Raw genomic sequence first — 22,076 nt, forward strand, 5'->3', positions numbered from 1 at the left:
TTGCCGATCACGAGGGCCGAGTGGTTAACGAGCCTTGAAAAGATGGGCCGATCTTGGACGTATTTCAGCAACCTGAATTTTAACGATTTGTGGGCATTTTCGCGCCGATATTCGACATTTTGGTCCTGGCAGGGGTGCTGAAGGCATGATCCGCAGATTTCTGAGTGACAGACGCGGCAATTATGCCTTGATGACAGTGATCGCCATGGTGCCCTTGATGGGCGCCCTGGCGATCTCCATCGACTACACCGAGTTAATCCGCCAGCGCCAGGACACGCTGAACGCGCTCGATGCCGCGGGCATCGCCACCGCCCAGCAGATTGTTTCCGGCGCGACTGACGATGCGGCCAAGGCCTATGCCAAGAATTTCTTCGAAGCGAATCTCGGCCACGTCCAACCGGCCAATACAGCGCTGACCGTGACGCTTCCCAAAGACAACACCGGCGGCGGCACGCTGGTTCTGCAAGCCGCCCTGACGTACAAGCCGTACTTCGTGCCGGTTGCGGCCATGCTGCTTGGCAAGTCGTCCGGCAACACCAACGTCGATTTCACCGCCAGATCAGAGATCCGCCTCAAGAACTCGCTGGAAGTGGCGCTGGTGCTCGACAATTCCGGCTCGATGACCGAACTGGGACACGGCTCGAGCCAGGTGCGGTTCGACCTGTTGAAGAGTGCGGCCAAGCAGTTGGTTGACCAGCTTGCCGGCCAGGCGCAGCTGATGAAACAGGTCTCCAAGCCGGTCCAGTTCAGCTTGGTGCCGTTCGCCGCTTCGGTCAATGTCGGCCCGACGAACGCCGATGCCACGTGGATGGACACGACGGGCGTGTCGCCTCTCGACCAGGAGAACCTCGATTGGTCGACGCTCACTTCGTCCGCCCTCCCAAACCAGTACGCGGTGAAGTCCGGCAACTACTATTACGCGAAGGGCTCGGCCTGGGATGCGACGCAGCTGAACCAGGTGCTGACGCGTTTTTCGCTCTACAAATGGATGAAGCGCATTTCGTCGTGCACAAAAAACTCGAGTAACGTCTGCACGTCCAACATAGTCTACGCACCGATCGCGACCTGGGGCGGCTGCGTCGAATCCCGTCCCTATCCTTACAATATACAGGACATGGCTGCTTCGACCACGACGCCGGCGACCATGTTCGTGCCGATGTTCGCACCTGACGAAACCGACAATGTAGACACCAATTCACGGCCGGCGAACAACAACTGGCACCTCGATGCGACAGTAAGTAATGCAACCGACTCGGCTCGTCAGAAATACATGCCGAAGTATTTCACTCCCGGTACCAAGGTGACGCCGGCCTACGGCTCCAATGCCGGCCCGAACGCTAGCTGCAGCACCACCGCGATCACGCCTTTGACCGACGTATCGGTCGCCGTCGGCCAAACGGCGGTCAAGACAGCCATCGACGCCATGGTCGATGTTGGCGCCACCAATGTTCCGGAAGGCATGGCCTGGGGTTGGCGGACCCTTTCCAACGCCGCACCCTTCAGCGAAGGCCGGCCGGAATCCGAAAAGGGCAACGACAAGGTGTTGATCGTGCTGACCGACGGCGCCAATACCTACTACACGCCCACGTCGGTAACGGCGCAGTCTTACTCGGGCACCAACTACCTGCAGGGCGGCAACGACCTCGCCGGCAGCAAGGCCATCTATTCGTCTCTCGGATATCTCGCCTATCCCAGCCAGACCAAGCCATTCAACAGCACCTATACCTATGGTCGCCCGTTCCTCGGCACCAGCAGCAGCGTCAATAAGACCGACTATTCGAATGCCAATTACACGAAGGCGATGAACGAGCACTTCGCCACGCTTTGCAGCAATGCGAAGACGGCCGGCATGATCGTCATGACGATCGCGTTGGACCTCGACTCCACCAAAACGACCGAAGCGGCACAGATGGCCGCCTTGAAGACCTGCTCGTCGGATTCGCGCTTCCGCAAGGATTCCACTGGCAAGCCGCTCAAGCTGTTCTGGAACTCGACCGGTGCCACGCTGTCGGACGATTTCAAGGAAATCGGCAACGAATTGTCCAACCTGCGCATCGTCAGCTGATCTGCACAATCTTCGAGACGATACGCCCCACCTGTGGCGCGAATATCGTTTTTGACTTCACTCACTCTGCGACGGCACCTTTGGTTAGCGCTTGGTGAAGCGCTGGCAGCGCAATCGAGCGGTTTCCCAAACCCGTCCTTCAGCGTTTTATGAAAGTGTGGCGGCATTGGAGAATCCGCAGGCGGGGCCGCTTACATCACATGCGCAAATTCTGGCGTGACTTCTGGCGTGACCGGCGCGGCAATTATGCTCTCATGACCGTTCTGGCCATGGTGCCGCTGATGGGCGGCGTGGCGATGGCCGTCGACTTCAGCGGCATGGTCAGCGAGAAGCAGAGAGTGGTCAACGCGCTCGACGCCGCCAACTTCGCCACCGCCCGCCGTCTGGTGGAAGGCGCCACAGACGACCAGTTGCGGGCCTATGCGCTCGACTTCTTCAAGGCAAATCTCAACAGCGTCGATCCCGCCAACACGACGCTCGACGTCACGCTGCCCAGCAGCACGACCGGCGGCGGCATCGTCAAGCTTTGCGCCAGCCTGGTCTACAAGCCCTATTTCCTGCCGGCAGCGTCGATGTTGATCGGCAAGACGTCAGGTGACATCGATTACTCCGTGTGCTCGCAGGTGCGATTGAAGAACACGCTGGAAGTGGCCATGGTGCTCGACAATTCGGGCTCGATGTCGACACCCGGCACCGGCTCCGGACAAAAGCGCATCGACCTGCTCAAACAGGCCGCAAAGCAGCTGGTCGACACGCTCGCCTCGCAGGCGGCGATGATCAAGCAGATCGACAAGCCGGTCCAGTTCAGCCTGGTGCCGTTCGCCGCATCGGTCAATGTCGGCGCCAGCAACGACAACGCGTCATGGATCGATGCCTATGGGCTGTCGCCTGTCCACAACGAGAATTTCGACTGGTCGACGCTGAACGCCGCTGACAAATATGCCCAGAAGATCGGTGGCATCTGGTACAAGAAAGGGACTGGCTGGGATGAGCAGGAGGGGCAGATGCTGACCCGCTTCTCGCTTTACCGCGACATGAAGGTGGTCACCAGCCACGAGCGCATCGTCGGCAGCAAGCGTGTCGTGTGCGACGAATACCGCTCCAACCACACCTGCAGGCGCAGCCACGACGAATACGATTACAACGACACATACGGCCCGTTCGCCAGCTGGCAAGGCTGTGTCGAGGTGCGACCCTACCCTTACAATGTCGACGACACGCCGGCGTCCGGCGGCCCAAACAACACCGGCACCAGCGTCGGCGACCCCGCGACCATGTTCGTGCCGATGTTTGCGCCAGACGAGCCAGGCAACCACTGGTATCTGACCCAGGATCCGGATGAGCCGAAGCCGGTGACCTATGGCGCGGTCAACAGCTGGTGGAACGACGATCCGTCGAGCACCACCGGCAAGACCAGGCAGTCCAACATGGCCAAGTATTTCCAGCCACGGCCGATCAATGCGCCGGTGCTATCGACAGGCGCCGGGCCTAACTACAGCTGCACCACGACGCCGATCACGCCGCTGACCGACGTCACCAACGCCGACGGTCTGGCAAAGATCAAGGCCGCGATCGATCTGATGGCGCCCAGCGGCAACACCAATGTGCCGGAAGGCATGGCCTGGGGCTGGCGCACCGTCTCCAGCACCGAGCCCTTCACCGAGGGACGGCCGGAGACCGAGCGCGGCAACGACAAGGTGGTCATCGTGCTGACCGACGGCGAGAACACCTATTCGACGGTGAGCTCCGACCCGGCCGGCAACAAGTCGACCTATGCCGGCTATGGCTATACCGGCGTCGGCTACAACGGCACCTCGGTCACCCGCCTGTTCGGCGGCACGTCGAGCGCCATCGGGCAGTTCAACTATTCTTCGAGCAACTACACCGCCGCGCTCAACGAGCAGATGGCGACTTTGTGCAACAACGCCAAGGCCGCCAACATCATGGTGATGACGGTGGCGCTCGACATGTCGACGACCGACGCCGGCGACAAGAGCGCGATGGACGCGCTGAAGACGTGTTCGTCGGACTCGCGCTTCCGCAAGGATCCGACCGACCCGACCAAGCCTGCAAAACTGTTCTGGAATGCAACGGGCGCCACGCTGTCGGACAATTTCAAGGAAATCGCCAACGAACTGTCGAACCTGCGCGTGGTGAGTTGAGGCGCGTTCGCCGGTTTTGGACACTGGCGTAACGGTCGGCGCCGCCAAGCCCTTGCGCGCCAGTGTCCGGCGAGGCAAAGGTCAAGCGTTTCCCGGAGACACACATGCCCGAAACCGCCAATCATCTCGCCTTCGCGCTTGTCTGCCTCGGCATGGTGCTGACGCCCGGGCCGAACATGATCTACCTGATCTCGCGTTCGCTGTCGCAAGGACCGAAGGCCGGGCTGATCTCGCTCGGCGGCGTGGCGGTCGGCTTTCTGTTCTACGTCGTATCGGCTGCGCTGGGCATCACCGCGCTGCTGCTTGCCGTGCCGTTCGCCTATGACGCGCTGCGCATCGCTGGCGCGCTCTATCTGTTTTGGCTCGCCTGGCAGGCGGTGCGGCCCGGTGGACGCTCGCCGTTCCAGGTGCGCGAACTGCCGAAGGACAGGCCGCGCAAGCTGTTCGCCATGGGCCTGATGACCAATCTGCTCAACCCCAAGGTGGCGGTGCTCTATCTGTCGCTGCTGCCGCAGTTCATCTCGCTGGGCAAAGGCCACGTGCTGTCGCAGCTTCTGGTGCTCGGCGCTACGCAGATTTCGATCAGCCTGACCGTCAATGCCATCATCGCGGTGACGGCCGGTTCAATCGCCACCTTCCTCGCCGGACGGCCGCTATGGATGGTCATCCAGCGCTGGATGATGGGCACGGTGCTCGCCGCGCTGGCGCTCAAAATGGCAACCGACGCACAACGCTGATCGGACGCAGAGCGCCGAGACTACATCGGCCGCCGTATCTGCTGGGCGCGCGCCGGCTCCACCACCTTGCGGTAGAGGTGCCAGGTGGCATGGCCAAGCACCGGCATGACCACGGCGAGCCCGGCAAACAGCGGGATCGAGCCTATCACCAGAAGCACGGCGACCAGGAGCCCCCACAGCAGCATCTCCAGCGGATTTGCCATCACCGCGCGCGCCGAGGTTTCGATGGCCGCTACTGCGCCGACGTCGCGGTCGAGCAGCAGCGGAAATGCAACCACAGTCGTCGCCAGCACGATCACGGCAAAGATGAAACCGGCGGCATTGCCGAACAGGATCAGCGCCCAGCCCTTGCTGGTCGTCAGCACCTCGCTCAGAAATCCGACGATCGAAGCCGGCGGCTGATCGCCGAACAGGCTGGTGTAGATCGACTGTGCGGTGAACATCCACAACAGGAACAGCACCAGCAGCATGACGCCGATCACCGCGATCGACGGCAATGCCGGCGAGCGGCGCACGTCAAGCGCGTGACGCCAGGACGTGTCCATGCCGCGTTCGCGCCGGCGGCTGATCTCGTAGAGGCCGATCGCTGCGAACGGGCCGACCAGGGCGAAGCCCGACATCAGCGGATAGATGAGCTGGAAAGCGTTGGAGCCAGAGGTCCACCGCGTCAGGATCAGGCCGACGACGGGATAAATCAGGCAGAGGAACACGTAGTGCGACGGCTTGGCCCAGAAATCGTCGAGACCGAGCTTGAGCGCATCCCAGAGGTCCGCGGTGGTGATACGACGCACCGTGGGCTGCACATGCAGTCCGTGCGCGTCCGCCATGACATGAAAGCTGGCCATACCCTTCCTCCCGTGTGTCGGGGGCGGTCATCGCCTGGATGGCCGCCCGCAGCTGCCACTTCAAGAACGCCGGCATCATAGCCGACATCGAGGGAAAAGTCGCCGCATCACGCGATCTTCATCGACACTGGGAAATCAGCGCGCGCTCCTATGCCGGCGCGTCGAAGACCGCTTCGATGTGGTCGCGATCCGGATTGACCACGAAGGCGGCATAGTAATGCGGGCCATAGTCAGGGCGCAGGTCCGGCGCGCCCGAGCGCGCTTCCAATTAACCTGGAGCAATCGGCACAATCTCCAACACTTCGATTTTTTCTGCGCGCCCTGCCCGGCAAAAGCCATGATCGCCGCTAAGTCAGGCAGGCATGACACGGATCGGCACCACCAATCATCCGCTCACGCAAACCCGCTCTGGCGCAATGCGTGCAAAACCAAACAGGCGCTTGCTGCTGATCGGCCTTGCAGCCATGGCCGGGCTCGCCGCTTGCAGCACGGTCTCGGTGCCGACCGGGCAAGGCGCCGGTGTCTCGTCCTCCGCCACCGCGACGCTGGCCGGCATCCGCGCCTCGTCCGGGCTGCCGGCGCTGGCGCCGGACGCACAGCTTGAGCAGGCCGCTCTCCAGCAGGCAGGCTATATGGCCTCGCGCGAACGCATGAGCCACACGACAGGCTGGGGCAAGGATTTCGCGTCGCGGATGAAGGACAATGGCGTGCGGGGCGCCGCCGCCGAGAACATCGCCGAGGGCCGGTTCGACCAGCAGAAACTGTTCGACATCTGGATGCATTCGGCCGGCCACCGCCGCAACATGCTCGATCCGGATTTCAGCCGGTTCGGCCTTGCCTATGTGCGCGACGGGCGCGACGGCGCGGTCCGGTACTGGAGCCTGGTGCTCGGAAGATAGGGGCCAGCCGGGCGCTCAACGGTTGCGCGCGATGAGTTCGCGGATATCCCCGGCCGACAGCGGTTTGCTGAAATAGTTACCCTGCATTTCGTCGCAATTGTTGTTGCGCAGGAAGGTGACCTGGTCTTCCGTTTCGACGCCTTCGGCAAGCACCCTCAGATTCAGCTTTTGACCCAATGAGATGACGGCACTGGTAACCGCCTGATCGTTCTCGTCCGTCGCGAGGTCGTCGATAAAGGACTTGTCGATCTTCAGCCTCTGTACCGGAAAGGTCTTGAGCGCGCTGAGGCTGGAATAGCCGGTTCCGAAATCGTCGATCGAGATCTGCACGCCGAGCTTTTGCAGTCCGTTCATCGTTGCAACCGCCAACTCGAAATCCTGCATGATCAGGCTTTCGGTCACTTCGAGCTCGAGATACCTGGCTTCCAGGCCGCTTTCCTTCAATGCGTTGACGACGCGGTCGATCAGGTTCTTCTCCCTGAACTGCCGGGCCGACACGTTGACGCAGACGGTGACGGGCGCCAGACCGGCGCGCTGCCAGGCTTTGTTTTGCCGGCAGGCTTCGTGCAGGATCCAGTCGCCGATCGGCACGATCAGCCCGGTCTCCTCGGCGGTCGGGATGAACATCATCGGCGACACCACGCCTCGCGCCGGGTGGTTCCAGCGTACCAACGCTTCGACGGCCAGGACCTGACCCGACCGCAGATCGACCTGCGGCTGGTAGAGCAGCACGAACTCCGAACGGGCGAGCGCGTTTCGCAATTCCTCCTGAAGCAGGAATTTTTCATGTGCGCTTGAGTTGAACTCAGGGGCATAGAACTGGAAATTGTCGCGACCGAATTCCTTGGCGCGATACATGGCGGCATCGGCATTGGCCAACAGCCTATCCGGGCTCGTCCCGTCCTTCGGGTAATTTGCGATGCCGATGCTGGCCGTTAATCGCAGGCGATGCTCGGCGACAGAAACGGGCTCGGCAATCGCATCCCTGATCGTCTGCAAGGTTTCCGAGATGACATCGACATTGGCGGGTTGATCGAACAGGACGATGACGAATTCATCGCTGCCAAGCCGCACGACGGTGTCGGTCGCCTTCACGCATCCAACCAAGCGGCTCGCGACAGTCTTCAGGAGTTCGTCGCCGGCATTGTGGCCCAACGTATCGTTCACCAGTTTGAAGTTGTCGAGATCGATGAAAACCACCGTCACCCAGCGATTGTATCGCTGCGCGTAGAGGACGGCCTGGGAAAGCCGATCCTCCAGCAAAGCGCGATTGGGCAGCCCGGTCAGCGCGTCATGGTTGGCCATGAAGTGGATCTGGTCTTCAGCCCGTTTGCGCTCGATCGCGATACCGGCAATGTGGGTGGTGAATTCGATCAGGCGAGTCTCGGTCTCGGTCGGCTCGCGCACGCTCATCGAATACATGGCAAAGACGCCCAGCACGACGCCCTGATGCGACAGGATCGGGGTCGACCAGCACGAACGGTAGCCATAGGGCGCCGCGAGGTCGCGGTAATCCTCCCAGAGCGGATCCTGCAGGATGTCGGTGACGACAACCGGTTCGCGCCGGTAGGCGGCGGTTCCGCACGACCCTGTCTTGGGGCCGATGGCAGATCCATCGATGGCGCTCATATAGGCTTTGGCCAGGCTCGGCGCCGCACCGTGCCGCAAATGCATGCCATCCTTGTCGAGCAGCAGGACCGAACCGAAAATCCCCTTCAACTGTGACTCGACCAGGTGCATGAGGCTGTCGAGCACGTTCTCGAGCGGGGCGCTCGTCGCAATCATCTCCAGGATGTTTGCCTGTCCGCTGCGCAGGACATCCGCCCGCTTGCGGGCCGTGATGTCGCGGGCAATGCCAACCAGACCGAAAATCTCGTTTTGAGCATTGCGCAACGGCACCTTGGTCGACGAGAACCATTTTACGGTGCCCGACGCATCGACGACAAACTCCTCCGCATCGATCAAAGGTTGTCCGCTTTCGAGCACCGACTGTTCGACTTGCCGAAACTTCTGCGCAACCTCAGGGGGATGGATATCGAAATCGGTCAAGCCGATCATGTCGGCGGTCTTGTCGCGGCCACTGTCATTCGCAAGTGCGCTGTTGACGACGATGAAGCGGCTTTGCGTATCCTTGACCCAGAGATAATTGGGCACCCAGTCTATCAGTGCCTGCAACGAGAGGCGTTCGTCGACAATCTGTCGATTGGCGATGAGATCGGTAATGTCCTCGTGCGTGGCCACCCAACTGCCGTCGGACATCGGCTGATTGTAAATCTGGATGGTCCGGCCGTCGGCGAGTTTGGCGGTCCAGGTCCTCGGCGCCTTGCCCGAATTGACCGATCTCGTCATCGCCAGATAGGCGTCTGTGGTCAGCGCTGCCGTGCCGGCGGCACTGCGGCGCTCAACGATTTCGCTCAGCGTCAGGCCAGGCCGCAACTGCTCGGGTGCGAGGCAGTAGATTTCCGCATAACGGCGATTGCTCAGGATCAGCCGCTCATCGCGGTCGAAAAAGCAGATGCCTTGCGAAACGTTCTCGATCACCGTCTCGAAGCGCAGCGCCTGTCCTTCAAGTGCGGTGATCGTCGCCCGCAGTTCATGCTCCAGCGACCCATAGGAAACGCCGGCCAGCTTTGCCAACGCAGCCAAGCCGACAGACTGGGTCGTTTCGGGGGATTTCCTGGATGATTTCGTAACCAAACAGACCTTCTCCCAGCTGGGTCTGAAAGAACGCAAAAATCATTTATGGGCCATGCGACAGTCTGTTGATAGTGTTACTTATGTACTAACAGCATATAAACCGAACCGAAATCAGAGGTGAAGGGTCCTGGTTACCTTAAATCCAAATGCCGTCCTCAGATCGCTATTGACGCTATAGAATCGACATTCTCCTATGTCTGGAGAATTTTGCGATCATCCCGAGAATCGCCGGACCTTACATATTCGCAGGGTGCGGCCGACAACATCATCTGATGTCGGCAAATCTCGACGCGCGTGTCAATCCATATGTGCCGCAGGCGCCGCGCCGGCGGCCGGGGCCGTCTTCGGCTTGCGCAACAGAAACACAAACGGGATGGCAATCAGCGTCATCATCATCAGTAGTTTGAAGTCGTTGACGTAGGAGATCATCATCGACTGGATGTTGACCATGCGATCCATCTGCGAAAGCGCCATCGGGTCGCCACCTGCCGCCGCCGATGAGAGCGCCCACAGATTTGGGTTGAACGGGTTGATGAAGGCCGAAAGCTCGGTGTGATTGACCTGCGTGTTGCGCACCAGGAGAACCGTCACCACTGACACGCCGATCGAGGAACCCAGATTGCGCACCAGGCTGAACAGGGCTGTGGCGTCGGTGCGGAAGCGCACGTCGAGCGTGGCGAAGGCCACCGTCGACAACGGCACGAACACCATGCCCATGCCGAGCCCCTGGATGACGCCGGAGCTGAGTATCAGCCAATTGTCCATCTGCGGCGTGAAGCCCGCCATCGTGTAGAGAGATTGCGCGGTCAAGAGAAATCCGATGACGACGAGAATCCTGGCGTCGATCTTGCTCATGAGCCGCCCGACAACGAGCATCGAAATCATCGTGCCGACACCGCGCGGCCCCAATACGACACCGATGGTGACGGTCGGATAGCCGAAGATGGTCGACAGCATCGGCGGCAGCAGCGACATCGAGGCCAGGATGAGCACGCCCATGACGAAGATGAAGGCCAGTCCGGTGACGAAGTTGCGATCGAGGAAGATTTTGGGGTCGATGAAAGGACGTTCCGCCGTCACCGTGTGAATGATGAACACCCAGAAGCCGGTGATCGAAAGAGCAAGCTCGATCCAGATTTCGACCGAGGAAAACCAGTCGACCTCGCCGCCGCGGTCGAGCAGCAGCTGCAGCGCGCCGACGCCGAGCGAGATCATGGCGAAACCGAAGAAATCGAAGCTGCGCACCCGCCGGGCAACGACCGGCAGATAGGCGGCCATGCCGAGAAAGGCGATGATGCCGACCGGCAAATTGATGAAGAACACCCAGCGCCAGTTGAAATTCTCGGTCAGCCAGCCGCCGAGCGTCGGGCCCAGGATCGGCCCCAGCATGATGCCGGCGCCCCAGATGGCCATCGCCTGGCCGTGGCGTTCCCTGGGGTTGATGTCGAGCAGGAAGGTCTGCGACAGCGGCACGATGGCCGCGCCGAACACGCCCTGCATCAGCCGGAAGAAAACTATGCTCTCCAGGCTCCAGGCGATGCCGCACAGCATCGAGAACACAGTGAAGCCGACTACCGCCGCCAGGAACAGTTCCTTGCGGCCGAAGCGGTCGGCCAGCCAGCCGGTCACCGGCGTCATGATGGCGGCGGCAACGATGTAGGAGGTCAGCACCCAGTTGATGTTGTCGGGCGAGGCGCCGAGATCGCCGGTCATGGTCGGCAGCGCGACATTGGCGATGGTGGTGTCGAGCGCCTGCATGATGGTCGCCAGCATCAACGCCACGGTGATCAGGCCGCGATGCGGCACTTCCTTGAAAGGTTCTGGCGTGTTCATGATGCGGAACTTCCGGCAGGTAACAAAAACGTGTACACTAGGCTTCCGGGCGGCGAGGCCTTCTCTGGTGAAGAGACCCTCATCGCGGTGGGACGCGATCTATCGATGTGGGGGTTACATCGACCGAAAGTCTCAACACATCAGGCGCTTGCCGCCCGGAAATCCAAAGGACCGAAGGGTCGGTGCCGAGATGGTCAGGTTACGGTCAGGCCACGATGCGGCCCGGTCCAACCCCACCCTCGCGCAACCCGCCATCGGACCAATCCTGTCATCTCATCTCGCCTGAGCGAGCATTCCTGCGCGGCCGTGATCCTGCTTTTCAGGATCACGGTCCATTCACAGTCTATTGTGCCTCACCCGCGGTGGCGTGGCCGAAGATGGCCGGCAACCCGCGGGCAACGCCGGTGTCCACCGTAACCGAGGCGCTCATGCCGGTGCGCAGAGCCATTTTGGCGTCGGCATCGGTGAGCTCCAGGCGCACCGGAATGCGCTGGGTGACCTTGACCCAGTTGCCGGTGGCGTTCTGGGCCGGCAGCAGGGAGAACTCCGCGCCAGTGCCGGCGCCGATCGCCTTGACTGTTGCCTCGAAGGTGCGGCCCGGATAGGTGTCGACCACGATCTCGGCCTTCTGGCCGGTTTTCATATGGGTGAGCTGGGTTTCCTTGAAATTGGCATCGATCCAGGTGTCGCCGGTCTCGACCAGGGCAAACAAAGGCGTGCCGGAGCCGACATACTGACCGACCTTGAAGGAGGAGGCCTGGCTGATGACGCCGTCCGCCGGCGCCTTGACCGTGGTCTGCGCCAGATCGTAGGCGGCCTTGTCGCGCGCGGCGAGTGCCGCCATCACCGTCGGGTGCTTGTCGGTCTCGATATCGGGATTGCCGGCGAGAGCGGCCTTGGCGCTGATGATGCCCTGCTGGGCCACTGCCAGCTGTTGCCTCGCCTTGTCGAGATCGTTCTTGGCCTCGTCCAGCGAGGATTTGGCGTTGATGCCCTTCTGGGCAAGGTCGGCCGCGCGGTCATACTGCGACTGCGCATAGTCGACCTGGCTGGCGTCGGACTTCTCCTGCGCCATCGCCTGGCTGTAGGCCGCGCGCAACTGTTCGATGCCGACGCGTGCGACCGCAACCGCCGCGTCGGCCTGGCCCAACGCAATCCGGTAGGGCTCGGGATCAACGGCAAACAGCACATCGCCCTGCTTGACCAACTGGTTGTCCGAAATGTCGACCTGAACGATGCGGCCGGCCGTATTCGAGGCGATCGACACCTTGGCCTGCTGCAAATTGGCGTTCTCGGTCTCCTGGTAGCGGCCGCCGGTTACCCAGACATAGCCGCCGCCAATGGCCAGCGCCGCCGGCAGGACGACCATCAACAGCAAGCGACCGAGGCGGCGCGGCTTTTTCGGAGCCGGCGCGGGCTGCACCGGCGGAGTCACCGCGACAGGAGCGGCGGCTGGCTGTGCCGGCGCTTCGGCCTGTGCCGGCGCTTCCATTTCGAGCTCGGTCACATTCTCGTCTATCTTGGCTGCCGCGTTCATGCCGCTGCCCCTTCCGTACTCTTCAAAGACGACGTCTCGCCGTCGGCAAGGTTCTGCACGATGGTGTCCAACGCCCGGATCAGGACGCGGCGATCCTCCGGTGAAACGCCGACCAGCGATTCCTCATAGACCTCGCCGGCAAGGCTTTTGACGTCGGCATAGGCCGCATTCGCCTTGGCGGTCGGGAAGATCATGCGCACACGCCGGTCGGTCGCGTCGGGTCGGCGTTCGATCCAGCCGCCCTCCTCCATCCGGTCGACCAGACGCGAGACGCTGATCGGCTCGATTTCGAGCAGTTCGGCAAGCCGCGCCTGAGCCACGCCGGCCTCCTTGGCGACGCGAACCAGAAGCCGCCATTGCGCCGAGGACAGGCCAAGCCCGCTGGCGCGCGCCTCGAAGCGCTTGCGCATCAGGCGCTGCACGTCGTGGATCAAAAAGCCTAATCTATCGATGCCGTCGGAAACCATGAGCGGTATATATTATAAGCGTGCTTACCATTCAAGCGCCACCATTGTGCCAGGGCGAGCGAAGAGGGATGGCAGCCACACGAATGCGGTGATGTCTGGTGATCGCGGCGCGACCAATGACGACTGCGAATGACCGTCGCGACGATGAAGACGGCGCCATGGGCCTTTGCTGCGCGTCGGTTTCCCTCCCACGCCAATTCGCCGGACCCGACGGCGCACCGCCACTGTCAAGGCCGGTCGCCAAAACATCGGAAAATTTTCAGAAACTGATCGGGATTTCAGCCGCCAAAGCGCCGAATGAAAGCGTGCTGGTGAAACGGGCGGACTGACCCCGATCTGCGCCAAAGTGCTCCCCTCTCCCAGCCAGGATCATAGCCGGCTGCCGCGCTGTGTTCGGCGCCCATCGGGGAATTGCAAGCCACCGCCGCCTGACACGACAACGCATTGCTGGAAGCCACGACGGGAATGCCGTCGTGGCGGCCTCCTCAACACGCTAACCGAAAGGAAACGACCATGGACCCGTTCTTTGGAAAACTGCTCGTCCGTTTCAATGCCGGCTTTTTGATCCTTGCATCGGCCGGCGGGCTCGCCACCGACATTGCCGGCTCGTTCTTCGGCACCGGCGCCGAGGCCGCCCTGCTCGGCGATGCGCCGGGCGCCGGCATCGGCTTCATCGAGGCGCACGGCCTTGCCCTTATCATCGGGGTGACGTTCTGGCGCATCGCCTACGCCCGCACCTGGCACGCCTTCCTGGCTGCCGTGCACGCGCTGCTTGGAACCGCAAACCTCGCGTTCTGGCAGTTCTTCATCGCCGCCGACGTGCTCGTCGTCGGCTACGTCACAACTGCGGCGCACATCCTGTTCGTAGCTGCTCACCTGGCGGCATTGGCGGGCTCGGCCCGGCTTGCCGCTTCGTCCTCCCATTTAGACCTAAATCCACATCAGGAGAAACGAAAATGCCTATGAATTCTCAGAAGAAAATCCGCTCCGTGGCTGCCGCGCTGGCGATAGCATTCAGCGGTGTCGAGATCGTTGGCGCCAGCGTACCGGCGCTGTCGCTGGTCGGCGAGGCGCAGGCCCGCGTCGGTGCGCCCTGGACACCGCGCAGCGCAGCCGGCGTTGCCCGCCGCGCCACCGCATGGCGCGTGCTGCGCCACACCACGGCATGGGTCGCCAGGCTGCCGGCAGGCTGCGTGCGGACAAAGGTCAACGGCTTCGACGTCTGGCGTTGCGGCGGCACCTATTACCGCGCCTATCAGGGCCGTTACATCGTGGTCGTGGTCGATTGACCGGGCTCGGTCTCGCCGAGGGCAAGTCTGACGCCTTCGGCGAGATGCTCGGCATCGGCCTTGTTTTCGAACGGCACGCCGCGCAGCGCATAGTCGAGCGGCGAAAACGGATCGCCCTCCTCGATCAGGGCGATCTGCCGCCTTGCCTTCTCCATCTCGCCCAGCTGGGCATAGCAGGCCGCCAGCCGGGTGCGGATCCACGGCGCCGGACGCGTCGCCAGTTCCAGCGTTTCCGCCGCCCGCCGGTATTCGCCCATCATGTAGAGCGCCAGCGCGCGGTCGAACTGGTACCAGTGCGGGTGCAAGGGATCGATGCGAATGCCGCGCGCAAGCCATGTCATCGCTTCCAGCGGCCGGCCGCGCATGGTGAGCAGCATGCCCATCTGCTCGATGCAGTCGGCATCGTAAGGGTTGAGCTGCAGCGCGATGCGCATATGGTGTTCGGCGGCTTCGTGCTCGCGCATATAAAGCCGGATCAGCGATTGCACACGGTGCCCGGTCGGCTGGTCCGGCGACAGAGCCAGCCCCTTCTCGGAGAGGTCGCGTGCATTGCTCAAGACCGCATCGCTGGCGCGTCCGAACTCGCCATCCAGCGCCCGCACCAGACCGAGATATGTGTAGGCCAGCCCGTAATTCGGATCTTTGGCGATCGCGGCCTCGAACAAGGCCTCGGCGCTGCGCTGGTCGGTCTGCGCGGGATCGCGCAACATCGCGAAACCGCGCAGCAGAAGCTCATAGGCGGCAAGGCTGGTCACCGGCTTGCGTGACGCCTGCTCCAGGCCGGCATTGGTGACGCGGGTGACCAGCCGGCTGACGATCTGCTCGACGATTTCGCGCTCGATCGCGAACAGGCCGTCGCCCTGCGACTGGAAGCGGTCGCCCCAGAGCTGGCGGGCGGTGGCGATGTCGACGAGGCTGACGGCGACGACGACATGCTCGCCCTGGCGGCGCAGCGACCCCTCGACCAGATAGTCCGCGCCGATGCGGGCGCGAATCTCAGGCCATTCGGAACGTCCGAAGGACGCGAAGGAAAAGCTGGAGTTGCGCGCTAGAACAGTAACTGTGCCGAAGCGCGCAACGCCATTGATGAGATCCTCGGCAAAGCCATCGACCATGGCTTCATCGGCCGGATCGCCGCTTTCATTGCGGAAGCGCACCACGGCCACCACCGGCTGGGCGCCGATCTCGGGCGCGGTCTGCGCCTCGGCGGCAAGCATGTAGCCGCGCCTGGACACGGTGCGCACCATGTCGTCGCCCAGCACCTTACGGATCTCTCGCACCGACTGGGTGAGCGAATCCTCGGTGACGTAGACGCCCGGCCACACCACATCCATCAGCTCGGATTTCGGAACGACGCGGCCCATGTTGCGGGCAAGATGCGACAGCAGCGCATAGGCCTTGGGGCGCAGGAACAGCGGCTCGTTGACACCGCGCAGCGTGCCCATGGCGAGATCGAGCGTGAACCCGCCAAACCGGAAAGGCTGATCGGCAGCCGTCGCTGTCATCGGGAAACCCCTCCCCCTGACACTGAAACGCGCCGCTTCGATTCCACAACGGCGCGGCTTGGTCGAAGCGCATTATTGCGCAGTGCGCAATTTCGATCAAACTGGCCGTCGGCCAGAGGGATAAATGTCACCCCGCCAAATGTGAGGAGCCCATGAACCCGACCGAGAAAGCGCTGTGGTTCGTCGAAAGCCATCTGCCGGAAGCGATCTCGCTTGAGGACGTCGCAGAAAGCAGCGGCGTGTCGCGCTTTCACGTGACGCGCGCCTTTGGCGCCGCCACCGGCCGTTCGGTGATGGGCTATATGCGCGCGCGTCGGTTGACGGAAGTGGCGCGCAAACTGGCCGGCGGCGCGCCCGACATCCTCGCGGTCGCGCTCGATGCCGGCTACGCCTCGCATGAGGCCTTCACCCGCGCCTTCCGCGACCAGTTCGGCACTACGCCGGAACTGGTGCGCGCGCAGGGCAGCCTCAAAAACCTCGACCTCGTGGAGCCGATCCTGATGGACCAGTCCTTCCTTGCCTCACTGCCGCCACCGCGCTTCGAGACCGGCCGGCCCTTTCTCATCGCCGGCCTCGGCGAGCGCTACAGCTGCGAAACCAGCGCCGCCATTCCGATGAGTGGCAGCGCTTCGGCCCCTATATCGGCAACATTCCGGGCGAGATGGGTGATGTCGCCTATGGCGTCTGCGTCAACGGCGACGATGCCGGCAATTTCGATTACATCGCCGGGGTCGAAGTCCTGGATTTCTCCGACCTGCCGAAGGAGCTTTCCCGCGTGCGGGTGCCGGCGCAGAGATACGCCGTCTTCACCCATGCCGAGCACATCTCGACCATCCGCCGCACCGTCAACACAATCTGGAACAAATGGCTGCCGGCGTCCGGGCACGAGATCGCGGATGGCCCCGAATTCGAGCGCTACGGGACGGAGTTCGATCCGCGCAGCGGCAATGGCGGGCTGGAGATCTGGATCCCGGTCAAGGCCTAGAACCGCTACAGCTCCAGATTCCAGTTCTGGCCGACCAGATCCTTGCCGAAGGCGTGGTGGCGCTCTTCGTCGACCAGCTTGAAGCCTGCATTTTCATAGATGTGGCGGGCTGCGGTCAGGATGTCGTTGGTCCATAGGGTCAGCGTCTTGTAGCCCTTGGCGCGGGCGAAGCCGATGCACTCCTCGACCAGCCGTTTGCCGATCCCAAGGCCCCGCGCCGAAGGCTCGACATAGAGCAGGCGAAGTTTGGCCACGTCGTCGGATTTGCGCACGACGAAGACCGAGCCGACCACCTCGCCTTGCCGTTCGGCGATCCAACTGCGCTCCCATCTGGCATCGAAGGATTTGACGAAGGCGCCAAGGATTTCGGCGACCAGCGCCTCATAGGTCTCGTCCCAACCATATTCCTCCGCATAGAGCTGTCCCTGGCGGTGGACAATCCAGCCGATGTCGCCGACCTGCAGTGGGCGCAGCATGTAGGGGACTTTGGGCTCGTCATCCTCGCCCAGCAGGCGCTGCACTGTCTGCATGGCCTTGACCAGCCGGTCCTGTTCGGCAGGCGGGAGCCGCTCCAGCAAGGCCGCGACCTGGTCATGCGAATCCTGGTTCAGCGGCTCGAAGGCCTCTCGCCCCGCCGGCGTCAGCGTGATCGACGATTGCCGCGCGTCCGACGCAAGCGCCGTTCGCGAAATCAGCTGCAAGTGCTCGAACTTCTTTAGCAGCCGGCTGACATAGCCGGCGTCGAGGCCGAGATCGCGAATGAGGTCGGTGGCGGTCAGCCCATCGCGGTTCGCCAGTTCATAGAGCACCCGCGCCTCGGTCAGCGAGAAGGCGCTTTTCAGCAGGCCTTCGTCGAGCAGGCCGATCTGGCGGGTGTAGAAGCGGTTGAAAGCCCGCACCGCGTCGATGCGTTCCTTGCCGGGTTGATGATGGATCGTCATTGGCAGTCTCCTGCCTCAGCACGATCAACCATTTATTTGACTTAGTCAAGTATCTCCGAACAGCCGGCTGGAGGCTCACGCATCGTGTCTTCGGGAAGAGTGGTCAGGCGAGAGCGCGGCGGCGCCGTGAGACCAGGATGAACAGGCCAAGTAGCACGATACTGGCGGCGGCGCTGACGGCGGCGAATTCCGGTACCGGCCGAAAATCCTTGCCGTCGATGAGCAGCGATGCCGCGATCGGACCGATCGCGAGCCCGAAGAGCTGGGCTGCCGGTATCAGGAGCACCGCGGTGCGCGTCTCGTCGGCGGTGATCGCCAGCCGGATCTGGTAGGGCACGATGAACAGAAGGATGAAGCCCATGACCAGGGCGGCGATCCAGAAAACCGTCAGGCCGGGGCTACTGGCGAGCACCACCGAGCTGACGACCGCGGCAATGCCGATCGCCGCTACGGCGAAGCGATAATCGATGCGCGCCTCGAAGACAGTTGCCGTCATCGCGCCCAGGACCTGCAGCGCGAGGCTGGTCGAGACGATCAGGCCGACGGTTCGGCCGTCGATCCCGTATTGTGCGCCGAGCGGCTCGAGAAAAGCCCAGACCGAGCCGAAGAACATGAAGTAGCAGAAGACGCACAGCAAAGCGGTGAGCGAAGGAACGGTCAGCGCATTGCTGAACTGTTCCTCCTTGGGGAGGTCGGCATAGTCTGCCGGGACCAGGAAGGCGACCGCGACCGAAGCGATGCAGACGACGGCAAGGACGATGAAGCCTCCAGCCGATCCGGCGGCCGGGATCACGTAAAGCGCCAGCAGCAACGCAAGCGCGCATTGCGCCAGGGTCTGGATGGTAACGAAATAGCCGCCGATACGCTCGGCCCGGCGCGAGCGGGCGATCAGTTCGGTGGCGACCGCCACCAAGCCGCCTTCGGCGAGGCCGGCCATGGCGCGGGCGCCGATCAGCGAGTTCGGGCTGACCGCAAAGGCGGTTGCCCAGTTCGCCAACGCCAGCAGGACCAGAAGGATTGCACTCTTCCAGCGCATATTGTGCGCCGACAGCATCATCGCGATGACCGCCGAGCCGATGCCGATGGCAATCATTTCGGCCGTGGCGACCAGAGCGAGCTCATCGCCGCTGACATGTCCTTCGGTGTAGAGCGCCCCGAGCAGCACCGGCTGCAGTCCGAGGATGAGCAGGCCGACCGAGCCTATCCATAGCGCCGAGGCCAGCTGCGCGGCGGTCGGGTTGCCGACCAGCCAGTCGCCATTTCCGGCATCGACGTTGCGAACAGAAGTCACGGGCGCCTCCCAACGTCCTTGCCTGACGGTGAAAAAACTGACAATCTGTCAGTATTTAGAAACTGATACTCGATCATATTCGTTTGTCAATCATTAGTGAGGCTCGGCGTTCAGCAAGGCTGGGGATCGAATGGTCTTGGCGATCGAGAGGGTGGCGACATGAACGAAGCAGGGAGAACGGCGACCGAACCGAGGCGCAGGCCGAAGCAGGAGCGCAGCCGCGAGCGCATCGACGCCATCCTGTCGACGACCATGCGGCTGATCGGCGAAAAGGGCATCGACGCCGTCACAATGAAGGAAGTCGGCGCGCTGGCCGGCGGGCCGATCGCCACCGTCTATCATTACTTCCCCAACAAGTCGGCGATCCTGGCGATGCTCTACGAACGGTTCTCCGAGGTGAGCCGCGCGCGCCTTGCCGCGATCGTTGCAGACATCGGCGGACTGGGCGACGTCATCGCCGCCGCCGACAGGCTGCTCGACGATTACTACGAACGCGTCGCCGGCGACCCGGCCATCCAGGACTTGCAGAACGCCATCCAGGCCGACAAGGCGCTGCAAAATCTCGATATCGCCGAAACCCGGCGTCAGGCGAGGATGTTCTGTGACCATGTCGAGGCGTTTCTCGCGCCGGAGCGACACGAAGAGTTCGGGCGCATGGTTTTCCTGATCTTCCAGCTTGCCGGAGGAGTCGTGCGCATGGCGCTGACCCAGGATGAAGCGGAAAGCCGCCATACGATCGAGGACTACCGGTCGATCATCCATACGCAGTTGCGGTTGTTTCTTTAGGCGAGCAGTACCGCCTACGGCACCCGACGCATGAGGCCTTCGAAGCCGTCGGCCAGGTGCGCAGCGCCAGCCGCAAACATTTTCACCAGATTCTTGGGACGGCCCGGCGTCTTGTTGGCATCGAGCAAGACCGCCCTGCCCTCATGCATGACGAAATCGAATTTGCCATAGTCGAAGCCGAGTTCGCGTCGTCGCTCGCGGATCTCGTCGGGAACAGGGACAGGCTCACGGCGGATCGTCTCGGATGCCTTGACCAGACTGTTTGGCGAGATGTAGCGGGTGCAACGCTCGCTCTCTCCGCAAAACACCCAGAACCGCATTGCAAAGCCATCGGGTTCCCGTTCGGCAACGAACTTTTCCACGACCAGATCGTCATCGCCGAAGACTCCATCCGGGACGTCGCCAAGAGACCCGTAGAGCTTATAGGGCTGCAGCCCGCGCACGTCCGGAAAAGGTAGCTGCTTGCCCGCGCGTCTGGATCGCCGGTTGAGGAACGTCTCCGGAATGCCCTGATTGTTGAGATTGGTTTTCACGATCACAGCGCCCTGCCAGGGGTCGTCATGCTCCAGCAACGCGCCGCTGACCCTTCGCTTGGAGATGTCGGCCGTTGCAAGATTGAGGCAGAATGGAAAGCCCCGTGCATAGTCGAGATAGTCGGTTGGCGTGACCGTCGCATCGACATGCAGGACCGCGATGTCGGCATCGTGCGTCCTGGCCGGACCTGGCTGGATCCGAACCGAATGGCCGCGCTTTTTCAGGTCTTCGAGAACATCGAAAAGCATGTACGGGCTCGATCTGCGCAGCAAGAGGTTGCGGCCGCTCTGGAACCGGTCGTGCTCATGCATTACGACGACAATACGTGCCACAGCTGGCCTTTTGATTTTCTGCAATTTTCTATTAAGCGGCTGCGACCGCCAAAAGCCAGAACTCTCAGGCCCCAAAGGCAGCATGACAAATCATTGGGACAATTATCACCGCCATTGGCGGCTCCTGGACGCACCGCTTCGGCCGACACCGGAAATCGTTGAAATCTTCGAGCGTGAACTTGATCTGGTGGGAGCCGATGTCCTGCTCCTGGGGGTGACGCCGGAACTCGCCGTGCTCGGCAGATCAATGCTGGCAATCGACCAATCGGCGGCCATGATCTCGGGCGTGTGGGCTGGCGACAACGTCTCGCACAGGGCGATGGCCGGAAACTGGCTGGATCTGCCCGTTGCCGGGGCCAGTACCGAGGCCGTGATTGGCGACGGCTGCCTGTCCGCCGTCGCTTCGAAGGCGGCACGCAATCGCCTGCACGGCGAAATCGCCAGGGTCCTGAAGCCCGGTGGGCGTGCGGCGATCCGCGTTTTCGCGGCCCCGGAAACGCCCGAGGAACTGGCCAGCATTGAAGCCCAGGTGCTGACCGGCGCGATGGGGAATTTCCATGCGCTCAAATGGCGGATCGCGATGGCGTGCACCACGGCCGGCCCGGATTTCGCCATCAAGGTGCGGGCAATCCGCGACACATTCGACGGCCTGTTCCCCGACCGCGAGGCCCTTGCCGCGCGGACGGGTTGGAGCATGGCGTCGATCAACACGATCGACGTCTATGCCGGCTCCGACATAAGCTACAGCTTCGCAACGCTGGCCACACTGGTCGACGAGGCGAGTGCGTGGTTCGGCGAAGTGCGCGTCGTGCCGAGCGGCGCCTATCCGCTGGCGGAGCGATGCCCTCTGCTGGTGCTTCGATCGCCGAGGGGTCGCTAGGCTTCCCGTCGGACCAAGGCAGGGCTCAAATTTGAGGAAATTGAGCCCACCGTTCGCCTTGACTCTCGCAAGCCACGCGCCTATTTCAGCGCCACGTTAGCACTCGCCTTGGGTGAGTGCTAACTGATATCCGGCATCGCCGGATGGAGGAACTGTTCTCACCGTTCTCATTCGAGGAAGAAAAAATGGCAAAGTCGAAGTTCCGCCCGCTTCATGACCGCGTGGTCGTACGCCGGGTCGAATCCGAATCCAAGACCGCCGGCGGGATCATCATCCCGGATACGGCAAAGG

The 22,076-nt window shown here is 62.4% G+C and carries 17 protein-coding genes and 2 pseudogenes; 10 read left to right on the forward strand and 9 right to left on the reverse strand.

Annotated features, from left to right (window positions below; genetic code table 11):
• Positions 1 to 145 precede the first annotated feature (145 nt).
• The 3 genes from ACWGTO_RS21630 to ACWGTO_RS21640 all read left to right on the forward strand — a co-directional run bounded on the left by ACWGTO_RS21630 (position 146) and on the right by ACWGTO_RS21640 (position 4,964).
• Positions 146 to 2,065, forward strand: coding sequence for a pilus assembly protein TadG-related protein (locus ACWGTO_RS21630; RefSeq protein ID WP_454576838.1), 1,920 nt, complete (start codon positions 146 to 148; stop codon positions 2,063 to 2,065).
• A 200-nt stretch (positions 2,066 to 2,265) separates the two neighbouring features.
• On the forward strand, positions 2,266 to 4,227 hold the full coding sequence (locus ACWGTO_RS21635) for a pilus assembly protein TadG-related protein (RefSeq protein ID WP_454576839.1): 1,962 nt from the start codon (positions 2,266 to 2,268) through the stop codon (positions 4,225 to 4,227).
• A gap of 104 nt (positions 4,228 to 4,331) precedes the next feature.
• Complete coding sequence (locus ACWGTO_RS21640; protein ID WP_454576840.1) at positions 4,332 to 4,964, forward strand: LysE family translocator; 633 nt, start codon at positions 4,332 to 4,334, stop codon at positions 4,962 to 4,964.
• Positions 4,965 to 4,984: 20 nt separating this feature from the next.
• Here the strand turns inward: ACWGTO_RS21640 and ACWGTO_RS21645 are convergent, their stop codons facing one another.
• Positions 4,985 to 5,809 carry a DUF2189 domain-containing protein gene (locus ACWGTO_RS21645; RefSeq protein WP_454576841.1) on the reverse strand — a complete coding sequence of 275 codons (825 nt, stop codon included), beginning with the start codon at positions 5,807 to 5,809 and terminating at the stop codon, positions 4,985 to 4,987.
• A 416-nt stretch (positions 5,810 to 6,225) separates the two neighbouring features.
• Between ACWGTO_RS21645 and ACWGTO_RS21650 the strand changes: the two genes are divergently transcribed.
• Positions 6,226 to 6,708 (forward strand): CAP domain-containing protein, encoded by a 483-nt coding sequence (locus tag ACWGTO_RS21650; RefSeq protein ID WP_454576842.1) that lies wholly within the window; start codon positions 6,226 to 6,228, stop codon positions 6,706 to 6,708.
• A gap of 15 nt (positions 6,709 to 6,723) precedes the next feature.
• Here the strand turns inward: ACWGTO_RS21650 and ACWGTO_RS21655 are convergent, their stop codons facing one another.
• From ACWGTO_RS21655 to ACWGTO_RS21670, 4 genes are all read right to left on the reverse strand, one after another.
• The gene (locus ACWGTO_RS21655) at positions 6,724 to 9,345 is read right to left on the reverse strand and encodes an EAL domain-containing protein (protein WP_454576843.1); all 2,622 of its coding nucleotides are present in this window, start codon (positions 9,343 to 9,345) and stop codon (positions 6,724 to 6,726) included.
• Between the two features lie 357 nt (positions 9,346 to 9,702).
• Positions 9,703 to 11,238: a DHA2 family efflux MFS transporter permease subunit gene (locus tag ACWGTO_RS21660; protein ID WP_454576844.1), complete on the reverse strand. Its 1,536-nt coding sequence runs from the start codon at positions 11,236 to 11,238 to the stop codon at positions 9,703 to 9,705.
• Positions 11,239 to 11,581: 343 nt separating this feature from the next.
• Positions 11,582 to 12,775 (reverse strand): HlyD family secretion protein, encoded by a 1,194-nt coding sequence (locus ACWGTO_RS21665; RefSeq protein ID WP_454576845.1) that lies wholly within the window; start codon positions 12,773 to 12,775, stop codon positions 11,582 to 11,584.
• The gene (locus ACWGTO_RS21670; RefSeq protein ID WP_454576846.1) at positions 12,772 to 13,242 is read right to left on the reverse strand and encodes a MarR family winged helix-turn-helix transcriptional regulator; all 471 of its coding nucleotides are present in this window, start codon (positions 13,240 to 13,242) and stop codon (positions 12,772 to 12,774) included. The genes ACWGTO_RS21665 and ACWGTO_RS21670 overlap by 4 nt, the downstream gene beginning before the upstream one ends.
• A gap of 444 nt (positions 13,243 to 13,686) precedes the next feature.
• On the opposite strand from ACWGTO_RS21670, the gene ACWGTO_RS21675 reads away from it, so the two are divergent.
• Together ACWGTO_RS21675 and ACWGTO_RS21680 are read left to right on the forward strand one after the other, a co-directional pair.
• Positions 13,687 to 14,208 (forward strand): hypothetical protein, encoded by a 522-nt coding sequence (locus tag ACWGTO_RS21675; protein ID WP_454576847.1) that lies wholly within the window; start codon positions 13,687 to 13,689, stop codon positions 14,206 to 14,208.
• A complete protein-coding gene (locus ACWGTO_RS21680) occupies positions 14,199 to 14,531 on the forward strand; it encodes a hypothetical protein (RefSeq protein ID WP_454576848.1) in 333 nt (110 codons plus the stop codon). The genes ACWGTO_RS21675 and ACWGTO_RS21680 overlap by 10 nt, the downstream gene beginning before the upstream one ends.
• Here ACWGTO_RS21680 and ACWGTO_RS21685 read toward each other — a convergent pair.
• Positions 14,507 to 16,036 (reverse strand): winged helix-turn-helix domain-containing tetratricopeptide repeat protein, encoded by a 1,530-nt coding sequence (locus ACWGTO_RS21685; RefSeq protein ID WP_454576849.1) that lies wholly within the window; start codon positions 16,034 to 16,036, stop codon positions 14,507 to 14,509. The genes ACWGTO_RS21680 and ACWGTO_RS21685 overlap by 25 nt on opposite strands.
• Before the next feature lie 152 nt (positions 16,037 to 16,188).
• Here ACWGTO_RS21685 and ACWGTO_RS21690 point away from each other — a divergent pair.
• Positions 16,189 to 17,021 (forward strand): annotated as a pseudogene (locus tag ACWGTO_RS21690) (AraC family transcriptional regulator).
• A 5-nt stretch (positions 17,022 to 17,026) separates the two neighbouring features.
• Here the strand turns inward: ACWGTO_RS21690 and ACWGTO_RS21695 are convergent.
• On the reverse strand, positions 17,027 to 17,962 hold the full coding sequence (locus ACWGTO_RS21695) for a bifunctional helix-turn-helix transcriptional regulator/GNAT family N-acetyltransferase (RefSeq protein ID WP_454576850.1): 936 nt from the start codon (positions 17,960 to 17,962) through the stop codon (positions 17,027 to 17,029).
• Positions 17,963 to 18,065: 103 nt separating this feature from the next.
• Positions 18,066 to 19,253, reverse strand: a complete 1,188-nt coding sequence (locus ACWGTO_RS21700; protein WP_454576851.1) for an MFS transporter — start codon at positions 19,251 to 19,253, stop codon at positions 18,066 to 18,068.
• A gap of 159 nt (positions 19,254 to 19,412) precedes the next feature.
• Here ACWGTO_RS21700 and ACWGTO_RS21705 point away from each other — a divergent pair, with 159 nt between their 5' ends.
• A complete protein-coding gene (locus tag ACWGTO_RS21705) occupies positions 19,413 to 20,039 on the forward strand; it encodes a TetR family transcriptional regulator (protein WP_454576852.1) in 627 nt (208 codons plus the stop codon).
• A 14-nt stretch (positions 20,040 to 20,053) separates the two neighbouring features.
• Here ACWGTO_RS21705 and ACWGTO_RS21710 read toward each other — a convergent pair whose 3' ends face one another.
• Entirely contained in the window at positions 20,054 to 20,821 is a 768-nt protein-coding gene (locus ACWGTO_RS21710) for a hypothetical protein (protein WP_454576853.1), read from the reverse strand.
• Positions 20,822 to 20,987: 166 nt separating this feature from the next.
• Here ACWGTO_RS21710 and ACWGTO_RS21715 point away from each other — a divergent pair, with 166 nt between their 5' ends.
• Both ACWGTO_RS21715 and ACWGTO_RS21720 read left to right on the forward strand, forming a co-directional pair.
• Positions 20,988 to 21,785 (forward strand): class I SAM-dependent methyltransferase, encoded by a 798-nt coding sequence (locus tag ACWGTO_RS21715; RefSeq protein ID WP_454576854.1) that lies wholly within the window; start codon positions 20,988 to 20,990, stop codon positions 21,783 to 21,785.
• A gap of 185 nt (positions 21,786 to 21,970) precedes the next feature.
• A pseudogene (locus ACWGTO_RS21720) lies at positions 21,971 to 22,076 on the forward strand (co-chaperone GroES); the annotation flags it as partial.

It is taken from the genome of Mesorhizobium sp. PL10 (assembly GCF_053714315.1).

What these genes read in the sequence shown, in the direction of transcription:
- ACWGTO_RS21630 (WP_454576838.1), top strand. Translation starts at nt 146, where the DNA reads ATGATCCGCAGATTTCTGAGTGACAGACGCGGCAATTATGCCTTGATG.
- ACWGTO_RS21680 (WP_454576848.1), top strand. Translation starts at nt 14,199, where the DNA reads ATGCCTATGAATTCTCAGAAGAAAATCCGCTCCGTGGCTGCCGCGCTG.
- ACWGTO_RS21640 (WP_454576840.1), top strand. Translation starts at nt 4,332, where the DNA reads ATGCCCGAAACCGCCAATCATCTCGCCTTCGCGCTTGTCTGCCTCGGC.
- ACWGTO_RS21660 (WP_454576844.1), bottom strand. Translation starts at nt 11,238, where the DNA reads ATGAACACGCCAGAACCTTTCAAGGAAGTGCCGCATCGCGGCCTGATC.
- ACWGTO_RS21705 (WP_454576852.1), top strand. Translation starts at nt 19,413, where the DNA reads ATGAACGAAGCAGGGAGAACGGCGACCGAACCGAGGCGCAGGCCGAAG.
- ACWGTO_RS21670 (WP_454576846.1), bottom strand. Translation starts at nt 13,242, where the DNA reads ATGGTTTCCGACGGCATCGATAGATTAGGCTTTTTGATCCACGACGTG.
- ACWGTO_RS21645 (WP_454576841.1), bottom strand. Translation starts at nt 5,809, where the DNA reads ATGGCCAGCTTTCATGTCATGGCGGACGCGCACGGACTGCATGTGCAG.
- ACWGTO_RS21685 (WP_454576849.1), bottom strand. Translation starts at nt 16,036, where the DNA reads ATGACAGCGACGGCTGCCGATCAGCCTTTCCGGTTTGGCGGGTTCACG.
- ACWGTO_RS21695 (WP_454576850.1), bottom strand. Translation starts at nt 17,962, where the DNA reads ATGACGATCCATCATCAACCCGGCAAGGAACGCATCGACGCGGTGCGG.
- ACWGTO_RS21665 (WP_454576845.1), bottom strand. Translation starts at nt 12,775, where the DNA reads ATGAACGCGGCAGCCAAGATAGACGAGAATGTGACCGAGCTCGAAATG.
- ACWGTO_RS21710 (WP_454576853.1), bottom strand. Translation starts at nt 20,821, where the DNA reads ATGCTTTTCGATGTTCTCGAAGACCTGAAAAAGCGCGGCCATTCGGTT.
- ACWGTO_RS21635 (WP_454576839.1), top strand. Translation starts at nt 2,266, where the DNA reads ATGCGCAAATTCTGGCGTGACTTCTGGCGTGACCGGCGCGGCAATTAT.
- ACWGTO_RS21715 (WP_454576854.1), top strand. Translation starts at nt 20,988, where the DNA reads ATGACAAATCATTGGGACAATTATCACCGCCATTGGCGGCTCCTGGAC.
- ACWGTO_RS21650 (WP_454576842.1), top strand. Translation starts at nt 6,226, where the DNA reads ATGCGTGCAAAACCAAACAGGCGCTTGCTGCTGATCGGCCTTGCAGCC.